Genomic DNA, 21536 nt, shown 5'->3' with positions numbered 1-21536 from the left:
ATTCTCATTAGCAAATCTATAATCACGCCTTTCTCGTTAGCTCACGCCATGGACGCAGCCGCCGCCAGCCCTTCGCAATGCATGACGAGCCCCGTGATTGCATTCGTTGAATGGACGCTCCATGGACGCGCAGATTTCCCAGGCCGCCAAGGCGGCAACCAGCGTGGAAAGCCTGTACCACAGCCACCAGAGCTGGCTGCAGGGCTGGTTGCGGCGCCGGTTGGACGACTCCTTCGACGCGGCCGACATGGCGCAGGACGTGTTCATGCGCCTGCTCACCCGCCAACCCGGCCCTGACGCAACCGGCCTGCGCCAGCCCCGTGCCTACCTGAGCACCATTGCCCATGGCCTGCTGGTGGACCACTGGCGCCGCCGCGAGCTGGAGCGCGCCTGGCTGGAGACCCTGGCCCTCATGCCCGAGGCGCAGGCCCCCTCGCCGGAAAGCCGGCTGATCTTCCTGGAAACCCTGGTCGCCATAGACCGCATGCTGGATGCCTTGAAGCCCCGCGTGCGCAGCGCCTTTCTGTGGGCGCAACTGGAAGGACTCACCTGCCCGCAGATCGCCGAACGACTGGGCGTGTCCCTGGCCACGGCCGAGCGCTACATCGCCACGGCCCTGCGCCACTGCTACGCACTGCGCTTCGGGGCATGAGCAGCGATCTTTCGCCCGGCCTGATCGACGAAGCCATCCAGTGGTCCGTACGGCTGGACTTCAACACGCCCAGCCCCGCCACACGGCAGGCCTTCGAGCAATGGCTGCATGCGCAGCCCGCCCACGCCCTGGCCTGGGATCGGGTGCAATCACTGAGGACCGACTTTGGCCGCATACCGCAACGCCTGGCACTGGACACGCTGGATGCAGCGCAGCGCCTGCGCCAGTCCCGCAGCGTCTCGCGCCGCCGCGCCCTCAAGCTGCTGTCCTTGTCCGGAATCGCCACGGCAACGGGCTGGATGGCGTACAGCCACACGCCTTGGCAGCGCCTGCTGGCCAGCGCCAGCACCTCGGTGGGCGAGCAGCGCACCGTCAGGCTGGACGATGGCAGCACCATCGTGCTCAACACGGACACGGCCATCCGCACGGAGCTGGACTCGCAGCAGCGCCTGGTGGTGCTCAGCCGTGGGGAAATCCTGGTGACCACGGGCGCTGACGAGACTGCACCCGGCCACCGGCCCTTCAGGGTGCGCACGCCGTTTGGCGATCTGCAGGCTCTGGGCACGCGCTTCGTGGTCAGGCTGCACAAGCATCGGGCCCTTGTCAGCGTGCAGGAAGGCGCCGTACGGCTGACGCCTGCAAAGGACGCAGACAGCGCCGCACCGCAAACGGCGATGCCCGGCTCGCCGTGGTGGCTGTCGGCCGATGCCAGTACCCCGGCACCTCCCCCGGACTTTGGTGCGGACGACTGGGCAGATGGCGTGATGGCAGGCCGGGCCATCCGCCTGGGTGACCTTCTGGCGGAACTGGGGCGCTACCGCCATGGGCACATCAGTTGCGACGAGCGCGTGGCAGGCCTGCGCCTGTCAGGCACCTTCCATGTGCGCCAGACCGAGCAGGTGCTGCAGCTCATCGCGCAGACGCAGCCCGTGAGCATCAGCCGGCGCACGCGCTGGTGGGTTCATGTGGGGCCGACATCCGGCCAGTGATTTCCACTTTTTTTCAGAAAAAGTGAGGGGATCCGGATTTTCGTACGGCCTGGGAATGAGTCCTTCAATCCTTTCCCGTATTCCATCCAGGAGAACCCAGCATGTCCCGTCATCACCCGCCCAGGCCCGGTAGCCAACCGCAGTGGCGTCCCCGGCCGCTTGTCACCCTTGTGCAAGCAGCCGTCATCGGCATGGCGATGTCGACCCTCGCGCCTTCAGGCGCAGCATGGGCGCAGACGGCCACAGGCCAGGCCGGAGGGCTCACGCGCGATTTCAGCATTGCAGCAGGTCCGCTCGATGCGGCACTAGATCGCTTCTCGCGCGCAGCGGGCGTCAGCCTGTCCTATGACCCGGCCCTGGTGGCGGGCCTGCGCACGGGCGGGCTGACCGGCAGCCACGGCGTGTCGGCCGGGTTGCAGCAACTGCTGGCGGGCAGCGGCGTGGCAGCCGTGCAGCAGCCTGGCGGAGGCTTTTCACTGAAGGCTGCCGCGCCCTTGCCTGCTGCGGCAGGCCCGACCCCACCGTCTTCCGCCAGCACGCTGCAGACCGTCAATGTGACGGCCGATGCGGAGCGCAGCAGCGCCACGGAAGGCACGGGCTCATACACCACGCCCAGCATGGCCAGCGCCACGGGGCTGAACCTGTCGCAGCGCCAGACGCCGCAGTCCGTGAGTGTGGTGACGCGCCAGCAAATGGATGACTTCCACCTGAGCACCCTGCAGGACATTGCCAAGGTCACGCCCGGGCTGTACGCCAAGAACCCGGCCGTGTCCGATTCGGAGTCCACCTTCTACGCGCGCGGCTTTGCGCTGGAGCATGTGAATGTGGACGGCCTGCCGCTGGACGTGACGGGCTTCAATTCGCGCAATGTCTCGGCCGACCTGCTGATGTATGACCGCGTGGAGGTGGTGCGCGGCGCCACGGGCCTGATGGATGGCGTGGGCGCGCCTTCGGGCTCGGTCAACCTGGTGCGCAAGCGCCCTACGGCCCAGCCGCTGCTCAATGCCACGCTGGGCCTGGGCAGCTGGAACAACCGCCAGGCCTCGCTGGACGCAAGCCGTGCGCTCAATGCCAGCGGCAGCGTGCGCGCTCGCGTGGTGGGCGGCTGGCGCGACAGCGACAGCTTTGTCGATGTCACCAACACCCGCAATGCCAGCCTGTACGGCATCGTGGAAGCGGACCTCACGCCCGACACCACGCTGGGCCTGGGCGCCTACCGCCAGCGCACGCGCACCAAGGGCGTGTTCACGGGCCTGCCCACCCTGCCCGATGGCGGCCATATGGACCTGCCGCGCTCCACCTTCCTCAACAACGCCGAGTCTTTCCAGAACCGCGACAACGATGGCGTGTTCGTTGATCTGGAGCAGCGCCTGCGCAACGGCTGGACGGTCAAGCTGGGCATCAACCATGTCGAGGCCGACTCCGATATCCGAAACACCACCAACAGCCGCGTCGCGGGATCGACCACACAGCTGGAGCAGTCCGAGACGGGCTGGCGCTACGGCACACGCCAGACCGTGGCCGACCTGCGAGCCCGGGGCCCGGTCGAGTGGTTCGGGCGCGCGCACGAGATCGCCGTGGGCGCCAGCTACCGCAATGACAGCTCCCGTGCGGCCGAGACCTGGGGGTCGTCGGCCTCGCGCATCGTCGACATTGCGAACTGGAATCCCTACTCCGCGCCCTGGACCGGCTCGGCGCCTGCCAATGGCGACCTGTGGGGCCGCAAGACGCGCGAAAAAGCCATCTACGCCAGCGGCAACTTCAGCCTGGCCGATCCGCTGCACCTGATTCTGGGCGGGCGTCTGGGCTGGTACGAGCAGGACACGACGGGCTGGTACACCGGCACGCCCAACTGGAAGCGCAGCCTGGACGAGAGCGCCAGGTTCGTTCCCTATGCGGGCCTGGTCTATGACGTGGATGACAGGCATTCGGTCTATGCCAGCCTGACACAGAGCTACCAGCCCCAAAGCTCGATGGACGTGCGGGGCAACACCCTGGACCCGATGACAGGCACCAACTACGAGCTGGGCGCCAAGGGCGAGTACTTTGACGGGCGACTCCATGCCAGCGCCTCGGTGTTCCGCATCACGCAGCGCAACCGTGCCGTGCGTGACGATGCCAATTGCCCCACCAGCGGCGCCATCAGTTGCTTTCGCGCGGCCGGCGAGATCCAAAGCGATGGCCTGGAGTTGCAGCTGTCCGGACTGCTGCAGCCCGGCTGGCAGGTTTCGGCCGGCTACACCTATGTGCGGGCGCGCTACACCAAGGACCGGATTGCCACCAACATCGGCCAGCGCGTGAGCACCGACGAGCCCCAGCACCTGCTCAAGCTCTACACCAGCTATCGCCTGCCCGGCGAGTACGGGCGCTGGAGCCTGTACGGATCGCTGCATGCGCAAAGCAAGATGTTCCGCCGCGAAACCGGCTTCGAGACCACGCAGCGCAGCTACGCCCTGCTGGGCCTGGGCGTGGGCTACCAGGTCAATGCCAATGCCCATGTGCAGCTGAGCGTGGACAACCTGCTGGACCGCCGCTACTACCAGGATCTTGGCTATTCATGGTCGGGGGGCCTGGCGCGCTACGGGGCACCGCGCTCGGTGGCCGTGACGCTCAGCTACAGGCTCTGAGGCCGCGCCTCAACGCACGGGCAGGAACTGCATGAACGGCCCCGCCACCAGTCCCTGCCCGTAGCCGATGAAGGAGCGCCTGTAGCGCTCGGTGGTGTAGTTGGCGATCAGGTCCAGCCGGCCGATGATCTTGCCCATCTCGCGCTCGAAGCTCAGGTTGCGCGCGTCGTCGCCCAGGTGGTTGGACAGCAGCAGCGGCCCGCCTGCGGCATTGCGCCTTGAGTTGAGTATCCAGTTGGCCACTTCCACGTTGCGTGCGGCGTTGTAGATCAGCTGCGGGTCCAGCCCATGGACCAGGGTGAAGCTGGTGCGCCCGCCGTGGGCGGTGATGATGGTGTCGGCCAGCGCATGGACGAAGGCGGCCACGCGGTCGCCCTTGAAGTCGGGCTGCAGCGCCAGCGAGAGCGCGGCCACGTCCTGGGCGCCGCGCAGGTCGGCCCAGGGCTGGCGCTCATTGATGGCGATGCGCACGTAGGCGGATGCGGCCTCGCGGCTTTCGGCGGTTTTCTTCCACTCGGAGGGGTTGCGCAGGTAGAGCTTGTCCATGATGCGCATCAGGCTGTCCAGGTTCTCCTTCATGGCCAGGGTGGCCATGCGGTTGCTGTCGGACTGCACGATTTCGCTGGGCTCGAACGAGGCGCCCTCCACCTTGCCGCGCGGCGCGGGCGTGTCGGCACAGCCCGCTGTCAGCAGCAGCGCCAGCACCGGCGCCAGGCGGCGCGCCGCGCCGCCTCCCGGTCGGGGCTGGCTGTCGTTCACCCCGGCTCTGCGGCCGGCCTCCCCTGGCAAGACAAGCTCAATAGTCATCCCGGAACGATAGCAGCGCACTACCGGGGCGCCGAGGCCCGATGCTCTGTCTTACATGCCCTGGCGCCGGCAGCGTCAACCTCCCGTCAGGCAGTGTTGCTGCACCATCCGGTCATCCACCACCGCCCCGGTGCTGCGCCAGCAGGTGGCCGAGGATCTTCCAGGTCTGGGGCTGTTCCACCATGGGCACGGGAATGCGCAGCATGCTGCCCGCGGCCTGCCTGGGCGAAAACAGCAGGCCCGGCGCCAGCAGCAGGCCCTGCGGCGCGGCATGGCGGGCCAGCACCTCCGAGTCCACGCCGCAATCCACCCAGGCGAACATGCCGGCCTGCGGTTCGTGCGGCGCGCGGCAGTCCAGGGCTTCGAGCATGCGCAGGCAGCGGTTGCGCGCGCGGTCCACGCGCTCGCGCAGGCGGTCCACATGCTTGCGGTACTGGCCATCGGCCAGCACGCGGTGCACCACCTGCTCGCCCGGCAGCGCCGTGGTCAGCCCGCCCAGCAGCTTGAGGTCGGTCAGCCGCCGTATCAGGTCGGTGTGCGCCGCAACATAGCCCACGCGCAGGCTGCCGGCGAGGGTCTTGGAGTAGCCGCCGACCAGGAGCACGCGCTGCAGCCGGTCCATGGCGGCCAGGCGCACTGGCACGCCGGGCAGGAAGTCGGAGTAGGTGTCGTCCTCGGCCAGGTAGAAGTCATGGCGCTCGGCAATGCGCAGCACCTCGTGGGCCACGCCGGCCGACAGGGTCTGGCCCGTGGGGTTGTGCACGGCCGTGTTCAGGATGAAAAGCCGGGGCTGGTGCTGGCGGGCCAGCCGCTCCAGCGCCTCCACGTCGGGGCCGCCGGGCAGGCGGGGCACGCCGACCACGTTCACGCCCAGGGCGTTGAGCCGGCCGAAGATGAGGAACCAGCCCGGGTCTTCCACCAGCACCGTATCGCCGGGCCGCACCAGGCTGCGCACGATCAGGTCCAGGCCCTGGGTGACGCCGGCCACGGTCATCAGGTGGGCCTCGGGATGGGCGGGCACGTCCTGGGCCTGCAGCACCGAGGCGATCTGCTGGCGCAGCGGCAGATAGCCCTGGGGCACGCCGTAGGTCAGCAGGCTCGGCCCCGTGCTGCGGCCCACGGCGCGCAGGGCCGAGGCCAGCATCTCCTGGTCCAGCCATTCCGGCGGCAGCATGCCCGCGCCCCCCGAATGCTCCATGCCCTCGCGGAACATGCTGCGCAGCAAAAAGGCGGTATCGAAGGCCGCGCCCTGCTCCAGCGTAGGCAGGGCATCGCTGGCGCGGGGCGCCGCCTGGGCCGCACGCCGGGCGCTGACGAAGACGCCCGAGCCGCGCCGCGAATGCACCAGGCCCTGGGCGGCCAGCCGGTCATAGGCCTGCACCACGGTGTCGCGGCTCACGGCCGCCTCTTGCGCCAGGGCACGCACGGAAGGCAGGCGCGAGCCCGCGCGCAGGCCGTGGTGGCGGATCAGGCCGCCGTAGTGGTCCACCAGCTGGTCCACCAGCGAGAGGTCGGAAGACCGCAGCGGGCGCCAGGGCGCAGCGGCCTGGAAAGCCGTATCTGAGGATGCGCGCGGTGCCTGCGGTGTCTGCTGTGCCTGCGCTTCCTTCGGCGTGGCTGCGGGATCAAGTGTCAGGGTCATGTGAGCAGGCCAGTTGGCAAATTGTTCTGGCAAAGTGTACTGCTACTGTACCGAACACTGCCATTAGCATGGCCTGACGGCGCCGCGGCCTGCGGCATGCGCAGACAGGGCGCCGGATTCCCTGCCATGCCTGTTGCCACCATGCCCTTCGATACCGCCCACACCTCGTTCCTGCTGCCGCTGGCCATGTTCTCCTTCGTCAGCTCCGTCACGCCCGGCCCCAACAATGTGATGCTGACGGCCTCGGGCGCCAGCTTCGGCTACCGCCGCACGGTGCCCCACATGCTGGGCATCACCCTGGGCGTGGTGGTCATGGTGCTGCTGGTGGGCGCGGGCCTGGGCGCGGTGTTCCAGCGGCTGCCGGTGATCTACACCGCGCTCAAGTACCTGGGCGCGGCCTACCTGGTCTGGCTGGCCTGGAAGATCGCGGGCAGCGGCGGCATCGACGGCGGCAACGCGGGTGCCCGGCCCTTCGGGTTCTGGCAGGCGGCGGCCTTCCAGTGGGTCAATCCCAAGGCCTGGATCATGGCCATCGGCGTGATTGCCACCTACACGCCGCGCGAGGATTTCTTCATCAACCTGGTGCTGGCGGCGCTGGTGCTGGGCATCGTGAACTATCCCAGCGTCAGCGTCTGGACGCTGTTCGGCAGCGCCGTGGGGCGCGCGCTGCGCTCACCGCAGGCACTGCGCCGCTTCAACTGGGGCATGGCCGCCCTGCTGCTGCTGTCGCTGTACCCGGTGCTGGCAGATTCACACGCCTGATTCAAACGCCTGATCCACGCGGCTGCTTCATGCGGCCGATGCCGCATCCAGCGCCAGTATCTGCTGCGCCAGCGCGGCGATGCCGGCCTCGCTGAGGTCGTCGGCCTGCACCCTGCGGCGCGTGCGCCACTGCGTGAAATGCCGCTCCTGCGAACGCTCGTAGTGCGGGTCGTAGTGCTGGGCCATGAGCTCGGAGAACAGCGGCGAGAGGCTGCGCTCATGCGCCCAGGCCTGCCAGCGCGAGATGGTCTCCTTGCCCTGCAGCTCCTTGAGCCAGCCCAGCTTGTCGGCCAGCATCTGCGGATCGTCGCCCAGGTAGGCGTAGTCGCGCAGCAGGTAGGCCAGGCGTGCCTCGGGCGTGGCATCGAGCGCAATCACGGGCGACTGGCGCATGTGCTCGACCAGCACCAGCGGCAGGGACACGCGGCCGATCTTGGCGCTCTCGCCTTCCACGTACACGGTGCGCGACGGATCGAAACTCTCCAACTGCTGGGCCAGCAGCGTCTCGAAGTATTTCTGGCTGGGCTGCTCCACGCCGGGCAGGTTGCCCAGCAAGGAGCCCTTGTGGCTGGCATAACCCTCCAGGTCCAGCACCTGCTCGCCGGCCTCGGCCAGGGCGTGCAGCACGCGGGTCTTGGCGCTGCCGGTGGCGCCGCACAGCACCTGCAGGCGCAGCTGGGGCACCAGGCGGTCGATCAGCTCGATCACATGGCCGCGATAGGACTTGTAGCCGTTGGCCAGTTGCTGGGCATCCCAGCCGACCAGGCGCAGCCAGGTGACCATGGAGCCGCTGCGCAGGCCGCCGCGCCAACAGTAGACCAGCGGCTTCCAGTTGGCGGGCTTGTCGGCGAAGGTTTCCTGCAGATGGCGCGCCAGGTTGGCCGAGACCATGGCCGCACCCAGGCGCTTGGCCTCGAAGGGGCTGACCTGCTTGTAGATGGTGCCGATCCGGGCGCGCTCCTCGTTGTCGAGCACGGGGCAGTTGATGGCACCGGGAATGTGGTCCTGCGCGAATTCGGCAGGCGAGCGGGCGTCGATCAGGGTGTCGAACTGGTGGCGGTCGGCGATGCGGATGGGCTGGCGGTGGGACACGGGCAAACGGTGATCTGGCGATCATGCGGGAGGCAGAAACAACCGGCGCCATGGCCTCAGGGGCTCATGGGCCGGCACCGGAACCAGGAAAGTGGATCGAGCCTCGACACGCACCGGCCCGCCCCGCTTCGCGCCCTGCTTGCGCGAGCCGGGCATGCGGCCGACCTTGGAAGGCGGGATTCTCGCACGCCCGCCGTGCCCGCGCACGGCTGTCAGGGCAAGGCAGTCAACGCAAGGCAGCGGCGATCAGGCCCTGCACGGCAGCCACGCGCTGCACCTGCTGGGGGCTGTCGTAGTTGCCCATGAAGACGGCATACACCAGCGAATGCTGGGGCACGACCACCAGCCGCTGGCCGCCCAGGCCGATGGCCATGTAGTACGCCAGGCCGGCGCGGGTCTGCCCCACGTACCAGTGGTGGCCGTAGCGCAGGCCGGGCCAGGCGTCCACGCGCGGCTGAATGGATTGCACAATCCAATGCCGGGGTACCAGCGCCCGGCCCTGCCATTCGCCCTGCTGCAGCACCAGCTGGCCGATGCGGGCCAAGTCCCGCGCCCGCAGGCGCAGGCCGGAGGCGGCGGCCGCCTCGCCGTTGGTGCCAGGCGTCCACTCGGCCTTGTCGATGCCCAGCGGAGCAAACAGCCTGTGCCGCGCATAGTCCAGCAGGGGCATGCCGCTGCCCTGCGCGATCAGATGGCCCAGCAGGGCCGTGGCCCCGCCGCTGTAGCACCAGCGTTCGCCAGGCGGGGCGACGATGGGCTGCTCCAGCACGTAGCGGTAGCGGTCGCTGCTGCGCTCCATGGCGATTTCGCTGTTGCGCGGGTCGGAATACGGAAGGTCCTCGTCCCATTGCAGGCCCATGGTCATGCCCAGGGCATGGGAGACCAGGATGGCGCGCCGGCCCTCATCGGCCGCCAGATCGCTGTAGGCGGGAAAGGCCTGGACCAGGGGCGTGTCCAGCGCGGGCACCTTGCCGTCGGCCAAGGCCATGCCGTAGAGCAGGCCGACGACGCTCTTGCTGACCGAGCGCACATCGTGCAGGGAGTCGGCGTTGAAGGCCACCTTGCCCAGCGGCTCGCCCCAGCGCTCGTCCTCGCCCTCGAAATAGCGCTCCAGCGCCAGCCGGCCGTGGCGCATCACGACGACGGCGTGCAGGTTCGCCAGTTCTCCGCGCTGCACGCCCTGGTCCAGGCGTTCGCCCAGGTCCTCGGCCAGGCCGGTGCCGGTGCCGGTGCCGGTGCCGGTGGAAAAGGCACCGCCCTGCCCCACGCTGGCACAGGCCGTGCAGCCCAGCGCCGCCAGGGCTGCGCCCGTCTGCAGCCATCTGCGCCTGTCGGTGCGAAAGCCGTTGCTTGTCATGTCCCTCTCCCTTAACTTAATTAGTTGCCTTACGTACTTACCGCTTGGGCGAAGACCCGCTGCCGCGCGGATGGATCAGCATGCGGTCGCCGCGTATTTCCACATCGAACTGGCGCAGGAAGTTCTGGCCCAGCAGCGCATCCCTGTCCGTGCTGCCGGTATAGCCCGTGCCCACGCGCAGGCCGCTGACCACCAGGGAGGCCACGCGCACCTGCTCGGCCACCACCATGCGGCCGTCGCGCTCGCCATTGGCGGTGCGAAAGCGAACCGGCTCGCCGCCGTCCAGGCCTGCGCGCTCGGCCAGCGGCTCGGTCACGCCGACCATGCTGGCTCCCGTGTCCACCAGGAACATGACGGGCTGCCCGTTGACGGCCCCTTCCACGCGGAAATGCCCGTCGCGGTCACGCGCAATGGCCACCGTGCCATCGGCCTGGACCTTGACGCCGGCCGGCTTCAGGTACATCTGCATGGCCCAGTACAGCACGCCCATGACCAGCAGCCAGAACAGCAGAAAACCCAGCATGCCGCGCCGGGCGACGGACTGGACGCTGGGCTCGGCGGCCGGGGCGGAGGAAGCGGACGGATCGGACGGATCGGGCGGAGGCGGCGTGGATTTGAGGCGCATGGCAATGCAGACGGGATCGACGATGGCAGCACGGTGGCTGCACGGCGGCAGTCGCCCATTCTGCCTGCGGCCCTGCCCCGTCACGGGCAAGCCAATAGCCGCTACAGTGGGCGCCTTCATCACAGCCCGCTCCTGCCATGACCACGACCGCGCAGCCGCCCTTTGTCCTCCACTACATCTTCGACCCGCTGTGCGGCTGGTGCTATGCCGCCGCGCCCCTGGTCAAGGCCGCGCGCAGCGTGCCCGGCGTCACGCTGCAATGGCATGGCGGCGGCATGCTCACGGGCGCCCATACCCGCACCATTACGGCCGACTGGCGCGGCCACGTGATGCCGCACGACCAGCGCATTGCCGAGATGACGGGCCAGCCCTTCGGCACGGCCTACTTCGACGGCCTGCTCAACGACCTGGGCGCCGTGCTGGACTCCGAACCGCCCACCACGGCGCTGCTGGCCGCCGAGGAACTGGCGGGCCGGGGCCTGGACATGCTGGCGCGCCAGCAGCAGGCCCACTACGTGGAAGGCCGGCGCATCAGCGATCCGGCCGTGCTGCTGGAACTGGCCCGGGACCTGGGCCTGGACGTGGCGGCCTTCACCGACGCCTTCCAGCGCCTTTCGGGCGCCGCCACCCAGGCCCATATCGCCCAGGCGCGCGAATGGCTGGAGCTGGCCCAGGGCCAGGGTTTCCCGACCTTCGCGCTGGAGTTCGACCACCCCGAGGCAGAGCAGCCGGGCCAGCGCGCCATACAGCGCATCGACATCGGACCCTGGCTGGGAGATGCACAGGGCTGGGCAACGCAGCTGGGCGAGTGGGTGCAGCAGGTTGCGGCCATCACCGCCGGCGAGCAGACCGCGCCCCAAGGCGAGGATTGCGGGCCCGATGGCTGTGCGCTGCCCAAGAGCTGACCCGTCAACGACCACCAAAGAAAAACCGCGCCCTGGCGCGGTTTTTTCATGGAGCGCGGGCGCCCGTCAATCCATCTTGGAGATCATCACCTCGCCAAAGCCGGAGCACGACACCTGGGTGGCGCCGTCCATCAGGCGGGCGAAGTCGTAGGTCACCTGCTTGCTCTGGATGGCCTTTTCCAGCGCGCTGATGACCAGGTCGGCCGCCTCGCGCCAGCCCATGTGGCGCAGCATCATCTCGGCCGAGAGGATTTCGGAGCCCGGGTTCACATAGTCCTTGCCCGCGTACTTGGGGGCCGTGCCGTGCGTGGCCTCGAAGCAGGCCACGGAGTCGGACATGTTGGCACCGGGCGCAATGCCGATGCCGCCGACCTGGGCCGCCAGCGCGTCCGAGATGTAGTCGCCGTTGAGGTTGAGCGTGGCCACCACCGAGTACTCGGCCGGGCGCAGCAGGATCTGCTGCAGGAAGGCGTCGGCAATGGAGTCCTTGATGACGATGTCGCGGCCCGTGCGCGGGTTCTTGAACTTGAGCCAGGGTCCGCCGTCGATGGGCTGGGCGCCGAACTCGCGCGCGGCCAGCGCGTAGCCCCAGTCGCGGAAGCCCCCTTCGGTGAACTTCATGATGTTGCCCTTGTGGACCAGGGTCACGCTGGGCTTGTCATTGTCGATGGCGTACTGGATGGCCTTGCGCACTAGGCGCTCCGTGCCCTCGATGGACACGGGCTTGACGCCGATGCCCGAGGTCTCGGGGAAGCGGATCTTCTTGACGCCCATTTCCTTGACCAGGAAGTCGATGAGCTTCTTGGCGTTGTCGCTGCGCGCCTCGTACTCGATGCCCGCGTAGATGTCCTCGGAGTTCTCGCGGAAGATGACCATGTTGGTCTTCTCGGGCTCCTTCAGCGGCGAGGGCACGCCCTTGAAGTACTGCACGGGGCGCAGGCAGACGTAGAGGTCCAGCTCCTGGCGCAGCGCCACGTTCAGCGAGCGGATGCCGCCGCCCACGGGCGTGGTCAGCGGGCCCTTGATGGAGACCACGTACTCGCGCAGGGCCTGCATGGTTTCCTCGGGCAGCCAGACATCGGGGCCGTAGATGCGCGTGGATTTCTCGCCCGCGAAGACCTCCATCCACTGGATCTTGCGCTTGCCGCCATAGGCCTTGGCCACGGCGGCATCCACCACCTTGATCATCACGGGCGTGATGTCCACGCCGGTGCCGTCGCCTTCAATGAAAGGAATGATGGGCTGGTCTGGCACGTTCAACGACATGTCGGCGTTGACAGTGATCTTCTGGCCCTCGGCCGGCACCTGGATGTGCTGGAAGCGGTTCATGGGGACGGGTCTCCGTTGGCTGGTGCACGAGGCAAGAGTGAATGCCCGGATCGGGCACGAATTTGGTGCAGAAAATTCTAACGACAATCGGGCCGCCCTCCTGTCAACGGCGATACAGTAAACGCGTTGAGCATGTGCGGTGCATCAAGAATTTCGCACCGTTGTCTGATTCAACTTGGCTTCTACCGCTTTTCTAGGAAATGGCATATATGAAAAAACTCCTCGCTGTCCTGATCGCCGGTTCGTTTGCCGCAGGCGCCTTCGCACAGGCCGCCGCAGCACCCGAAGCGCCGATGTCGGCTCCCACGGCCGCTTCCGCAGCTGCTCCCGCTCACACAGCCAAGAAGGCCAAGGTCGCCAAGAGCGGCAAGCACTCCGGCAAGAAGCACGCCAAGCGCTCCACGAAGAAGGCACACAAGGCCGTGGCCTGATCCATGCCAAGGGATGCCAGCAGGCATCCCCTCAAAAAAGCCCGCAAGTCAGCAATGCACTGCGGGCTTTTTGCCGCCCGCCCGGCCATGATGGCCCGGCCAGGCCGATTTTTGCGTCCGGCCACGCGCCCCCTGCGACAGAATGTGCAAGATGACGAAGCCTTCGACACCCCTCCACACATCCCTTTCCCGCCGCGCGCTGCAGCGGTTGCTCATGGCCGCCTGCCTGGCTGGCGCCGCCGTATCGGCAGGCGCACAGCCCCAGGGCAACCCCCAGATGAATCTGCGCCGCGTGGAGTTGACGGCCGGAATCCACCGCATCGATGCCCAGGTGGCCGCCTCGGACCGCGAGCGCGCCATCGGCCTGATGTTCCGCCAGGAGATGCCCCAGCAGGAGGGCATGATCTTCGTCTTCGAGGTGCCCGCCGTGCAGTGCTTCTGGATGCGCAACACCTTGCTGCCGCTGACCGCCGCCTTCGTGGCCGATGACGGCACCATCGTGAACCTGGCCGACATGAAGCCCATGACCGAGGACTCGCACTGCTCGGCCAAGCCCGTGCGCTATGTGCTGGAGATGAACCAGGGCTGGTTCGCCAAGCGCGGCCTGAAGGCTGGCGTCAAGCTGGGCGGCAGTCTGTTCACACCGACGCCAGCCCCCAAGCCATAATCACGCCCCATGCAAGCGCTTCGCTCCTCGTTCTGGCTCACCCGGCTGATATTGGCCTGGTTTGCCGTGACGCTGGGCGTTGCCGTGGCCTCACCCCTGGTCCATCCCCAGGGATTCGAGCTGGTCTGCACGGCCAGCGGCGACGTCAAGCTGGTGGCGCTGGGCGACAGCGCGGCCCCTGGCATGGGCCACCACCAGCTTGACTGCCCCATGTGCCTGCCCGCTGGCGCACCGCCGCCGGCCCTGCCGGCGATGGCCGTGCCCCACGAGCAGCCGCTGGCCCACGCGCTGCTGCCACTGGTGGCGGCGCACATTGCCTCCGTCACACGCGCGCCGCTGCCGGCGCGCGGCCCTCCCCCGCTGACTGCCGTGTTCTCTTGAATCGCCGCCGGGCCTGCTGATGCGCGCCCGGCCCGCCTGTGCCGCACCTGTGGCCCAGGACTGCGCCGCATGCGCGGTGCAAGACCCGGAGTCAGTTCGTGAATTCTTCCCCTTTCCCCGCGATGGCGGCGCCGGTGCGCGCATCCACGCACGCCTTTCGTCTCCATCCCCTGGCCACGGCGCTGTGCTGCGCGCTGGGCGCCGCATGGGCACCTGCCGCGCACGCGCAGGCCCTGGCCGAGGCGGCACTGCCCGCCGTCGAAGTCTCCGACCAGGCCACGGCCGACGCCAACGGTCTGCTGCCGCTGAACAAGACCGTGGGCACGGCCAGCCGCCTGGGCCTGACGGCGCGCGAGACACCGGCCTCGGTGCACATCGTGGACCGCGCCGCCATCGAGGCGCGCGGCGCCCAGGACACGCAGGAGATCCTGCGCTCCATTCCGGGCGTCACGGCCTACAGCCCGCCCGGCAACATCGGCATCAGCTACCGGGGCTTCGGCACGGGGTCGGTCAGCCAGCTGTTCAACGGCATCAATCTGCAGTACTCCATTGCGGCCCGGCCCGTGGACAGCTGGATCTACGACCGGGTGGAGGCCATTGGCGGCGCTTCCGGCTTTCTCTACGGCGCAGGCGGCGTGGGCGGCACGCTGAACTACATCACCAAGCTGGCCCAGCGCGACAGCTTCACCGAAGGCCAGCTGCGCCTGGGCAGCTATGGGCTCAAGGAAGCCTCCGTCGGGCTGAACCGCCGCCTGGGCGATGCCGGCGAAGGCCAGGGCACCACCCATTACCTGCGCCTGGACCTCAACCACCGCGACGCCGGCAGCTGGGTGGGCGGCACGCAGTCGCGCTCCACGCAGCTGGCGGCCTCGCTGCTGTCCGACCTGGGTGGCGGCCTGACGCACACCCTGGCCTACGAAGCCCAGCATGAGCGCGTGGACCGCCCCTACTGGGGCACGCCGCTGCTCAACCCGCTGCGCGGCCAGGCGCGCATTGACGAGGCCACCCTCGGCAAGAACTACAACAGCGCCGACGGTCTGTATGCCCAGCGCGTGCAGTGGCTGCGCTCCATCACCGAATGGCGGGCCAGCGACCGGCTCAAGCTGAGCAACACCTTCTACGCCTATGACGCGCTGCGCGACTACCGCAACGTGGAGACCTACCGCTTCACGCCCGACAACAGCGCGGTGGTGCGCTCGGCCGCGCTGCTGCAGCGCCATGACCAGCGCATGGTGGGCGACCGCATCGAAGGCAGCTACCTGGGCGAGTTGGCCGGCCGGCGCAGCGAATGGGCCTTTGGCCTGGATGTGAGCGTGAACCGGCAGACACGCTTTCCGAACAGCCTGTCGGGCACGGTGAGCACGGTCAATCCCTACGATTTCACGACAGAGAACTTCTACGACATTCCCGGCATGGCGCCCGGCTTCAGGCCCGACCGCGACAACAAGGTCACAACCACCGCGCTGTACCTGGAAAACCGCACGGCCCTCACCCCGGCCCTGCACCTGCTGACCGCCCTGCGCCATGAACGCATCGACGTGGACCTGACCAACCGGCGCGATGTAACGCCCGCGCTGCCCGCCAGCTACAGCCGCAGCTATAGCCCGACGACCGGGCGCGTGGGCCTGGTCTGGGATGCCACGCCCGAGGCCAATCTCTACGCCCAGTTCTCCACGGCGGCCGATCCGCCGTCGGGCATGCTGATGGGCGCCTCGTTTGCCGACGCCATCAACAACACCAGGCTGACCACGGGCCGCCAGGTGGAAGCCGGCAGCAAGCTGTCGTTCTGGCAGGGCAAGGGAACGGCGGCGCTGGCGGTCTATCACATCACGCGCCGCAACATCTCCACCCAGGACCCGCAGGACAGCACGCGCACGGTGCTGGTGGGCCAGCAGTCCTCGCGCGGGGTGGAGCTGTCCATGGGCCTGGCGCCCACGCCGCGCTGGTCGGTCCAGGGCAACTGGAGCCATGTGGACGCGCGCTATGACAACTACCAGCAAGGCGGCGTGTCCCTGGCCGGCAAGCGGCCCACGAATACGCCCGCCAGCGTGCTCAACCTCTGGACCAGCTACCGCATCACGCCGGCGCTGGAGGTCAATGCCGGGCTGCGCCGCGTGGGAGGCATCTATGCCGATGCGGCCAATACCCTGTCCTGGCCCGCCTACACGCTGCTGGACCTGGGCCTGAGCTACCGGATCGACCCGCGCATGACCGTGGTTGCACGGCTGCGCAATGCCACGGACCGCGTCTACGCCGCCAGCCTGACCAGCACCATGGCCTACCTGGGGGCGCCGCGCACGGCCGATATCACGCTGCGCGTGGCGTTCTGAGAGAGGGCCGCGCCATGCGCCTTCACCTCAAACGCTGGCTGTTCCTGCTGCACCGCTGGCTGGGCATTGCCGTGTGCCTGTTCTTTGCGCTGTGGTTTGTCTCGGGCATGGTGATGATGTACGTGGGCTACCCCAAGCTCACCGAGGCCGAACGGCTGCGCCACCTGCCCCCGCTCGATGGCAACGCCGCCCTGCTCGCGCCCGCCGAGGCGCTGCGCGCGGCCGGCATCGAGGGCCCGCTCAAGGACCTGCGCCTGCATGCCGGCAGCGCCGGCCGTGCCAGCTACCTGGCCACGCCCGAGGGGCGGCGCCAGCCCGTGGCCATTGATGCGGCCAGCGGCCAGGTGCTGCCCGCCACCAGCGAGGCGCAGGCCCTGGCCAGCGCCCGCGCCTTCGCGGGGGACGGCACGGGCCTGCACTACCTGGGCACGGTGGATGAGGATGCCTTCAGCCACTCGCGCGCGCTGGACATCCACCGCCCCCTGCACCGCGTTCAACTGGATGATGCCCAGGGCACGCTGCTCTACATCTCCGGCCGCACGGCCGAGGTGGTGCGCGATGCCACGCGCACCGAGCGCGGCTGGAACTACCTGGGCGCCTGGCTGCACTGGCTGTACATGTTCCGGGGCAATGCCTTTGATGGCGCCTGGGCCGACATCGTCAACGTGCTGTCGCTGGTCGGCATTGCCGTGGCCATCACCGGCACCGTGGTCGGGGTGATGCGCTGGCGGTTCAGGCAGCCCTACCGCAGCGGCCGGCGCACGCCCTACCCGGGCCTCGCCATGCGCTGGCACCATGTGGCGGGCCTGCTGTTTGCGCTGACCACGCTGGCCTGGATCTTCAGCGGCCTGATGTCCATGAACCCCTGGCGCCTGTTCGACACGGGCACGCCACCACTGCACATGGCCCGGTGGCAGCAGGGCCCGCTGCGCCTGACCGGGGACGACGCCACGCCGCAGTCGCTGATCGCCGCAGCGCGCGGCCCCGTGCGCGAACTGCGCTGGCTGCGCACCGCAGGCCGCACCGAGGTGCTGGCCCAGCCCGCAGCCGGTACGCCCCTGGTGCTGGACAGCGCCAGCGCCGCGCCCGTGGCCCATTCGCGCGAGGCCCTGCTGGACCGCGCGGCCGTGCTGATCGACGCCCCCGTGCTGCGCAGCGAATGGTTGACCGCGCACGACCTGTACTGGTACGAGCGCGCCGAGCACACCATGATGGGCGGCCATGACAAGCCCCTGCCCGTGCTGCGCGTGGTCTTTGGCGATGCCGCGGCCAGCTGGGTGCACATCGACCCGCACACGGGCCAGGTGCTGGGCCGGCTGGATGGCACCCAGCGCCTCAAGCGCTGGCTGTTCGCCATGCTGCACAGCTGGGACTGGCTGCCGCTGCTGCAGCGCCGGCCGCTGTGGGATGGGCTGCTGCTGGCCTTCAGCCTGGGCGGCCTGCTGATGAGCGCCACGGGCGTGCTCATAGGCGTGCGAAGGCTGCGCCGCAGGCGCAGCCTTCGCGCACAGGCCACTGCTTGCCTGGAGGCGCAGCCACATGGTTAGCCACCATACTGTATGCTTGCCGCATGCAACTCGAACAGAAATACCAGGCCCTGCTGGCCGAGGCCGAGCGCCGCAAGCTGGACGACGTGGACAGCATGCGGCTGTGCTTCCAGACCCTGTCCCTGGCTGCGCGCATCGACCGTGACTGCGCCGCGCTGCTGGCGCCCCATGGCCTGTCCGAAGGGCGCTTCGTGCTGCTGTTCCTGCTGGAATCCGCCAGCGAAGGGCTGGCGCCCAACCACCTGGCCGAGCAGGCCGGCATCACCCGCGCCACCGTGACCGGCCTGCTGGACGGCCTGGAACGCGAGGCCCTGGCCGAGCGCCTGCCCGACCCGGCCGACCGCCGAGCGCTGCGCGTGCAGCTCACCGCCAAGGGCCGCCAGCTGGCGCGCAAGCTGTTTGCCCGGCACAGCCAATGGATCGCCGGCCTGTTTTCCAACCTGTCGCCCGCCGAACGCGGCCAGTTGGGAAAGCTGCTGGCCAAGGCCGCCGCAGGCGTGGAGGCCAGCGCATGACGGCGCCCGCCCCCCGGCGCAAGGGCGCCAACCGCACGGCCGATATAACTCCCGAACTGCTGCAGGCCCTGTCCCTTGGCGAGATAGAGACCGCCACGCTGACCGAAAGCCTGGCCGTGGACCAGGCCCGGCTGCTGCAGGCCGTCTTTCCCGACGCGTGGCCGCAACTGGAGGACACGGCGCAGGCGCTGGGCCAGCTGGGCATTCTCAAGCGCATGGAGTGCATTGGCGGCCTGCTGTGGCAGGCGCTGGGCCAGGCCGGCTGGCAGCGCTGCCTCACGCACCGCTCTGACACGGTGCGCGGCTGGGCCTGCTTCATGGCCGGTGCGCAGCCGGGCCTGACCCTGAGCCAGCGCCTGGAACTGCTGCAGCCGCTGGCCGATGACTCGCATTTCGGCGTGCGCGAATGGTCGTGGATGGGCGTGCGCCCGCATCTGGCCAGCGATCTGCCGCAGGCCGTGGCCGAGTTGTCCCGGTGGACAAGGCGGCCCTCCGACCGCCTGCGCCGTTTCGCCAGCGAGGCCCTGCGGCCGCGCGGCGTCTGGTGCAGCCATATCGCGGCGCTCAAGCAGCAGCCGGAGATCGCCCTGCCCCTTTTGCAGCGGCTGCGCGCCGATGCCTCGCCCTATGTGCAGGACTCGGTGGCCAACTGGCTCAACGACGCGGCCAAGAGCCGGCCCGACTGGGTGCGCGCCCTGTGCGCGCAATGGCTCGAGGAATCGCCCGTGCCCGCCACGCGCCGCATCTGCGAGCGTGCGCAGCGCAGCCTCAAGGAGAGCTAGCCTCCTGCCGGCCCGCCAGCCGTTCGCAGTCGGGCTTGATGCAGCGCCCGTAGAGGATGTGGGAGTGCTCCACGATGGCAAAGCCATGCGAGCGCGCCAGCAGCTTCTGGCGCTGCTCGATCACGGCATCGTGGAACTCCTGCACCAGGCCGCAGCGCGTGCAGATCAGGTGGTCATGGTGCTCGCCGTCGTCGAGTTCATAGACCGCCTTGCCCGCCGCAAAGCGCTGCTGGCGCAGCATGCCGGCCTGCTCCAGCTGCGCCAGCACGCGGTAGACCGTGGCCAGGCTGGTGCCCCGGCCCTGGTCATGCAGCTGGCGGTAGACCTCCTCCGCCGCCAGATGCCGCTGGTCCCCGTGGCGAAAGATGTCCAGTACCCACAGCCGCGCCAGCGTGGCCTTCAGCCCCAGGTTCTTGAGGTCAGCGGAATCGGACATGCAGCCCTCCCGGCCGGTCAGAACTCATTGTGGATGGCCTTGTAGCCGCGCACCAATTCGTTGTTGGTGCGGACCACGTCCTCGGAGAAATCGCTGGCGTCGGCGGGCACCTGGGCCAGCGTGGACAGGTCGGTCTCCGGGCCTATGCGCGCAGTGGACGGCACATAAAAGCCTGGCGGCAGGTGGCATCCATCGACCACGGCGTTGTAGCGCACCACGCAGCCGTCATCGACCACGCAGTTGAACAGCACGCTGTTGAAGCCGATGAACACGCCATTGCCCACGGTGCAGGGCCCGTGGACGATGGCGCGATGGGCGATCGAGGTGTGCTGCCCCACGCTGACGCGCGCGCCGGACTTGGAGTGGATCACCACCCCGTCCTGGATGTTGGAGTGCGCACCGATCACGATGGGGTCGATGTGGCCGTCCGCATCCATCTCGTCGGCACGGATCACCGCATAGGGGCCGATGAAGACGTTCTCTTCCACGACCACCAGTCCGCACAGGATGGCGGTGGGGTCCACGAAGGCGCTGGCATGGATGCGCGGCAGGTCGCCGCGCGGGTTCTTGCGGATCATCCCTTGCGCCTGTTCTTTGCGCCGCCCTGGCGGGCCTTGAAGCGCGGGTTGCTCTTGCAGATGACGTAGATGCGGCCGCGGCGGCGCACCACCTGGCAGTCTCGATGGCGCAGCTTGGCTTCCTTGAGTGACGAGAGAACTTGCATGGAAAACTCCTTGGGTTGTAGAGAAACGGGTGCCGGCTCGCCGGTCATGCCCAGGCCACGGCATCGTGCGGATGCAGGCTCTCCATGTGGCGCACATGCACGCGCGGCCGGGCGTAGATGCCTTCCAGTGCGGCCTGTATGCGGCGCGCCGCATCCTCGACAAACATCAGGTTGCGGCCGTTGAGCGCGGCAAAGGCCTGCTCGTCGGCGCGCTTGACCGCGGTCTGCACGGGCGTGCCCAGCGCCTGCTCCACGCGGGCGATCAGGGGCAGGATGCCGAGGTCCGGCCCATCACAGGCCAGGTCCACGCTGACCTGGGCCTCGCTGCGCTGGCTGTGTGCCGTGGCCAGCGTGCCATGCCGGCGCAGCCAGGAAGCCACCTGGTCCGGCTCCACCAGGGGCTCGCCCGCAAAGGCCTGCAAAAAGCCATGCTCCAGCAACTGGCGCGACAGTGCCGCCGAGCAGGGGCAGGTCGAGGAATAGCCCACGCTCACCTGCAGCCGCAGCTGGAACACGCCCTGCGCCAGCGTGGCGTCCAGGCGCACGGGATAGGACTTCCAGCCCGACAGATCGTGGGTGACCAGGGCGGGCCGCTGGGCCAGCAGGTCCAGCGACAGGCGCATCCGGGCGCTGCGGCTTTGGCAGTCGAGGTGGCTGTCGATCATGGCCTGCAGCGCATGGCGCAGCGCCAGGGCAGACAGCGCGGATTCCTCGGCCAGGCTGTCCAGTTGCCGGTACAGCCGGGACATGTGTATGCCCTTGACATGGGCCGCAGGAAGATCGACCTGCACATCGGCACGCGCATGCAGCTCGCGCCAGTAGCCGGGCTCGGCCACGGTCACGGGCAGGTCTATGCCCTGCATGCCCACCCATTGCAGCGGGCTGAGGCTGGGCGCGGGATCGGTCAGGGAAACATCGGGAAGAGGTGCAGGCATT

At 68.7% G+C, this 21536-nt stretch carries 22 protein-coding genes; 12 read left to right on the top strand and 10 right to left on the bottom strand.

Annotation, left to right across the window (positions count from 1 at the left end):
* Positions 1 to 121: 121 nt before the first annotated feature.
* From AC57B5_RS05570 to AC57B5_RS05560, 3 genes are all read left to right on the top strand, one after another.
* Positions 122 to 652, top strand: a complete 531-nt coding sequence (locus AC57B5_RS05570; RefSeq protein ID WP_496398958.1) for a sigma-70 family RNA polymerase sigma factor — start codon at positions 122 to 124, stop codon at positions 650 to 652.
* On the top strand, positions 649 to 1641 hold the full coding sequence (locus AC57B5_RS05565) for a FecR domain-containing protein (RefSeq protein ID WP_496398957.1): 993 nt from the start codon (positions 649 to 651) through the stop codon (positions 1639 to 1641). The genes AC57B5_RS05570 and AC57B5_RS05565 overlap by 4 nt, the downstream gene beginning before the upstream one ends.
* 191 nt (positions 1642 to 1832) lie before the next feature.
* Positions 1833 to 4268, top strand: a complete 2436-nt coding sequence (locus tag AC57B5_RS05560) for a TonB-dependent siderophore receptor (RefSeq protein WP_496398956.1) — start codon at positions 1833 to 1835, stop codon at positions 4266 to 4268.
* Positions 4269 to 4277: 9 nt separating this feature from the next.
* On the opposite strand, the gene AC57B5_RS05555 is transcribed toward AC57B5_RS05560, so the two are convergent.
* Together AC57B5_RS05555 and AC57B5_RS05550 are read right to left on the bottom strand one after the other, a co-directional pair.
* Positions 4278 to 5075, bottom strand: a complete 798-nt coding sequence (locus AC57B5_RS05555) for a hypothetical protein (RefSeq protein ID WP_496398955.1) — start codon at positions 5073 to 5075, stop codon at positions 4278 to 4280.
* A 112-nt stretch (positions 5076 to 5187) separates the two neighbouring features.
* The gene (locus AC57B5_RS05550; protein ID WP_496398954.1) at positions 5188 to 6717 is read right to left on the bottom strand and encodes an aminotransferase-like domain-containing protein; all 1530 of its coding nucleotides are present in this window, start codon (positions 6715 to 6717) and stop codon (positions 5188 to 5190) included.
* Between the two features lie 126 nt (positions 6718 to 6843).
* Here AC57B5_RS05550 and AC57B5_RS05545 point away from each other — a divergent pair, with 126 nt between their 5' ends.
* The gene (locus AC57B5_RS05545; protein ID WP_013802502.1) at positions 6844 to 7479 is read left to right on the top strand and encodes a LysE family translocator; all 636 of its coding nucleotides are present in this window, start codon (positions 6844 to 6846) and stop codon (positions 7477 to 7479) included.
* A 27-nt stretch (positions 7480 to 7506) separates the two neighbouring features.
* Here the strand turns inward: AC57B5_RS05545 and mnmH are convergent, their stop codons facing one another.
* From mnmH to AC57B5_RS05530, 3 genes are all read right to left on the bottom strand, one after another.
* On the bottom strand, positions 7507 to 8571 hold the full coding sequence (mnmH, locus tag AC57B5_RS05540) for a tRNA 2-selenouridine(34) synthase MnmH (RefSeq protein WP_313234219.1): 1065 nt from the start codon (positions 8569 to 8571) through the stop codon (positions 7507 to 7509).
* 226 nt (positions 8572 to 8797) lie between these two features.
* Entirely contained in the window at positions 8798 to 9928 is a 1131-nt protein-coding gene (locus AC57B5_RS05535) for a serine hydrolase domain-containing protein (RefSeq protein WP_496398953.1), read from the bottom strand.
* Between the two features lie 37 nt (positions 9929 to 9965).
* Positions 9966 to 10553: a retropepsin-like aspartic protease family protein gene (locus AC57B5_RS05530; RefSeq protein ID WP_496398952.1), complete on the bottom strand. Its 588-nt coding sequence runs from the start codon at positions 10551 to 10553 to the stop codon at positions 9966 to 9968.
* A 137-nt stretch (positions 10554 to 10690) separates the two neighbouring features.
* Here AC57B5_RS05530 and AC57B5_RS05525 point away from each other — a divergent pair, with 137 nt between their 5' ends.
* On the top strand, positions 10691 to 11458 hold the full coding sequence (locus AC57B5_RS05525; protein WP_123693178.1) for a DsbA family protein: 768 nt from the start codon (positions 10691 to 10693) through the stop codon (positions 11456 to 11458).
* Between the two features lie 66 nt (positions 11459 to 11524).
* Here the strand turns inward: AC57B5_RS05525 and icd are convergent, their stop codons facing one another.
* Positions 11525 to 12787, bottom strand: a complete 1263-nt coding sequence (gene icd / locus AC57B5_RS05520; RefSeq protein ID WP_013802507.1) for an NADP-dependent isocitrate dehydrogenase — start codon at positions 12785 to 12787, stop codon at positions 11525 to 11527.
* Between the two features lie 209 nt (positions 12788 to 12996).
* Between icd and AC57B5_RS05515 the strand changes: the two genes are divergently transcribed.
* The 7 genes from AC57B5_RS05515 to AC57B5_RS05485 all read left to right on the top strand — a co-directional run bounded on the left by AC57B5_RS05515 (position 12997) and on the right by AC57B5_RS05485 (position 19440).
* Positions 12997 to 13218, top strand: coding sequence for a hypothetical protein (locus AC57B5_RS05515; protein WP_012205488.1), 222 nt, complete (start codon positions 12997 to 12999; stop codon positions 13216 to 13218).
* A gap of 214 nt (positions 13219 to 13432) precedes the next feature.
* On the top strand, positions 13433 to 13885 hold the full coding sequence (locus AC57B5_RS05510; protein WP_043796166.1) for a DUF192 domain-containing protein: 453 nt from the start codon (positions 13433 to 13435) through the stop codon (positions 13883 to 13885).
* 9 nt (positions 13886 to 13894) lie between these two features.
* Complete coding sequence (locus AC57B5_RS05505; protein ID WP_496398951.1) at positions 13895 to 14266, top strand: DUF2946 family protein; 372 nt, start codon at positions 13895 to 13897, stop codon at positions 14264 to 14266.
* Positions 14267 to 14388: 122 nt separating this feature from the next.
* Entirely contained in the window at positions 14389 to 16596 is a 2208-nt protein-coding gene (locus AC57B5_RS05500; protein ID WP_496399433.1) for a TonB-dependent receptor, read from the top strand.
* Between the two features lie 14 nt (positions 16597 to 16610).
* Positions 16611 to 18143, top strand: coding sequence for a PepSY domain-containing protein (locus AC57B5_RS05495; RefSeq protein WP_496398950.1), 1533 nt, complete (start codon positions 16611 to 16613; stop codon positions 18141 to 18143).
* A 23-nt stretch (positions 18144 to 18166) separates the two neighbouring features.
* Entirely contained in the window at positions 18167 to 18658 is a 492-nt protein-coding gene (locus AC57B5_RS05490) for a MarR family winged helix-turn-helix transcriptional regulator (protein WP_012205483.1), read from the top strand.
* On the top strand, positions 18655 to 19440 hold the full coding sequence (locus tag AC57B5_RS05485; protein WP_123693169.1) for a DNA alkylation repair protein: 786 nt from the start codon (positions 18655 to 18657) through the stop codon (positions 19438 to 19440). The genes AC57B5_RS05490 and AC57B5_RS05485 overlap by 4 nt, the downstream gene beginning before the upstream one ends.
* Here the strand turns inward: AC57B5_RS05485 and fur are convergent.
* From fur to folE2, 4 genes are read right to left on the bottom strand one after another with little or no spacing between them, the layout of a single operon-like run.
* Entirely contained in the window at positions 19427 to 19876 is a 450-nt protein-coding gene (gene fur / locus AC57B5_RS05480) for a ferric iron uptake transcriptional regulator (RefSeq protein ID WP_013802513.1), read from the bottom strand. The genes AC57B5_RS05485 and fur overlap by 14 nt on opposite strands.
* Before the next feature lie 17 nt (positions 19877 to 19893).
* On the bottom strand, positions 19894 to 20454 hold the full coding sequence (locus AC57B5_RS05475) for a gamma carbonic anhydrase family protein (RefSeq protein ID WP_013802514.1): 561 nt from the start codon (positions 20452 to 20454) through the stop codon (positions 19894 to 19896).
* A complete protein-coding gene (gene ykgO, locus AC57B5_RS05470) occupies positions 20451 to 20600 on the bottom strand; it encodes a type B 50S ribosomal protein L36 (RefSeq protein ID WP_013802515.1) in 150 nt (49 codons plus the stop codon). The genes AC57B5_RS05475 and ykgO overlap by 4 nt, the downstream gene beginning before the upstream one ends.
* Before the next feature lie 44 nt (positions 20601 to 20644).
* Complete coding sequence (gene folE2 / locus AC57B5_RS05465) at positions 20645 to 21535, bottom strand: GTP cyclohydrolase FolE2 (RefSeq protein WP_013802516.1); 891 nt, start codon at positions 21533 to 21535, stop codon at positions 20645 to 20647.
* Position 21536: the final 1 nt, after the last annotated feature.

The sequence above is a fragment of the Delftia sp. BGA-UO-ETr-SB1 genome, assembly GCF_059567865.1.
The sequence above is the reverse complement of the archived record's forward strand: the minus strand, read 5'-3'. Positions and strand labels throughout refer to the sequence as shown.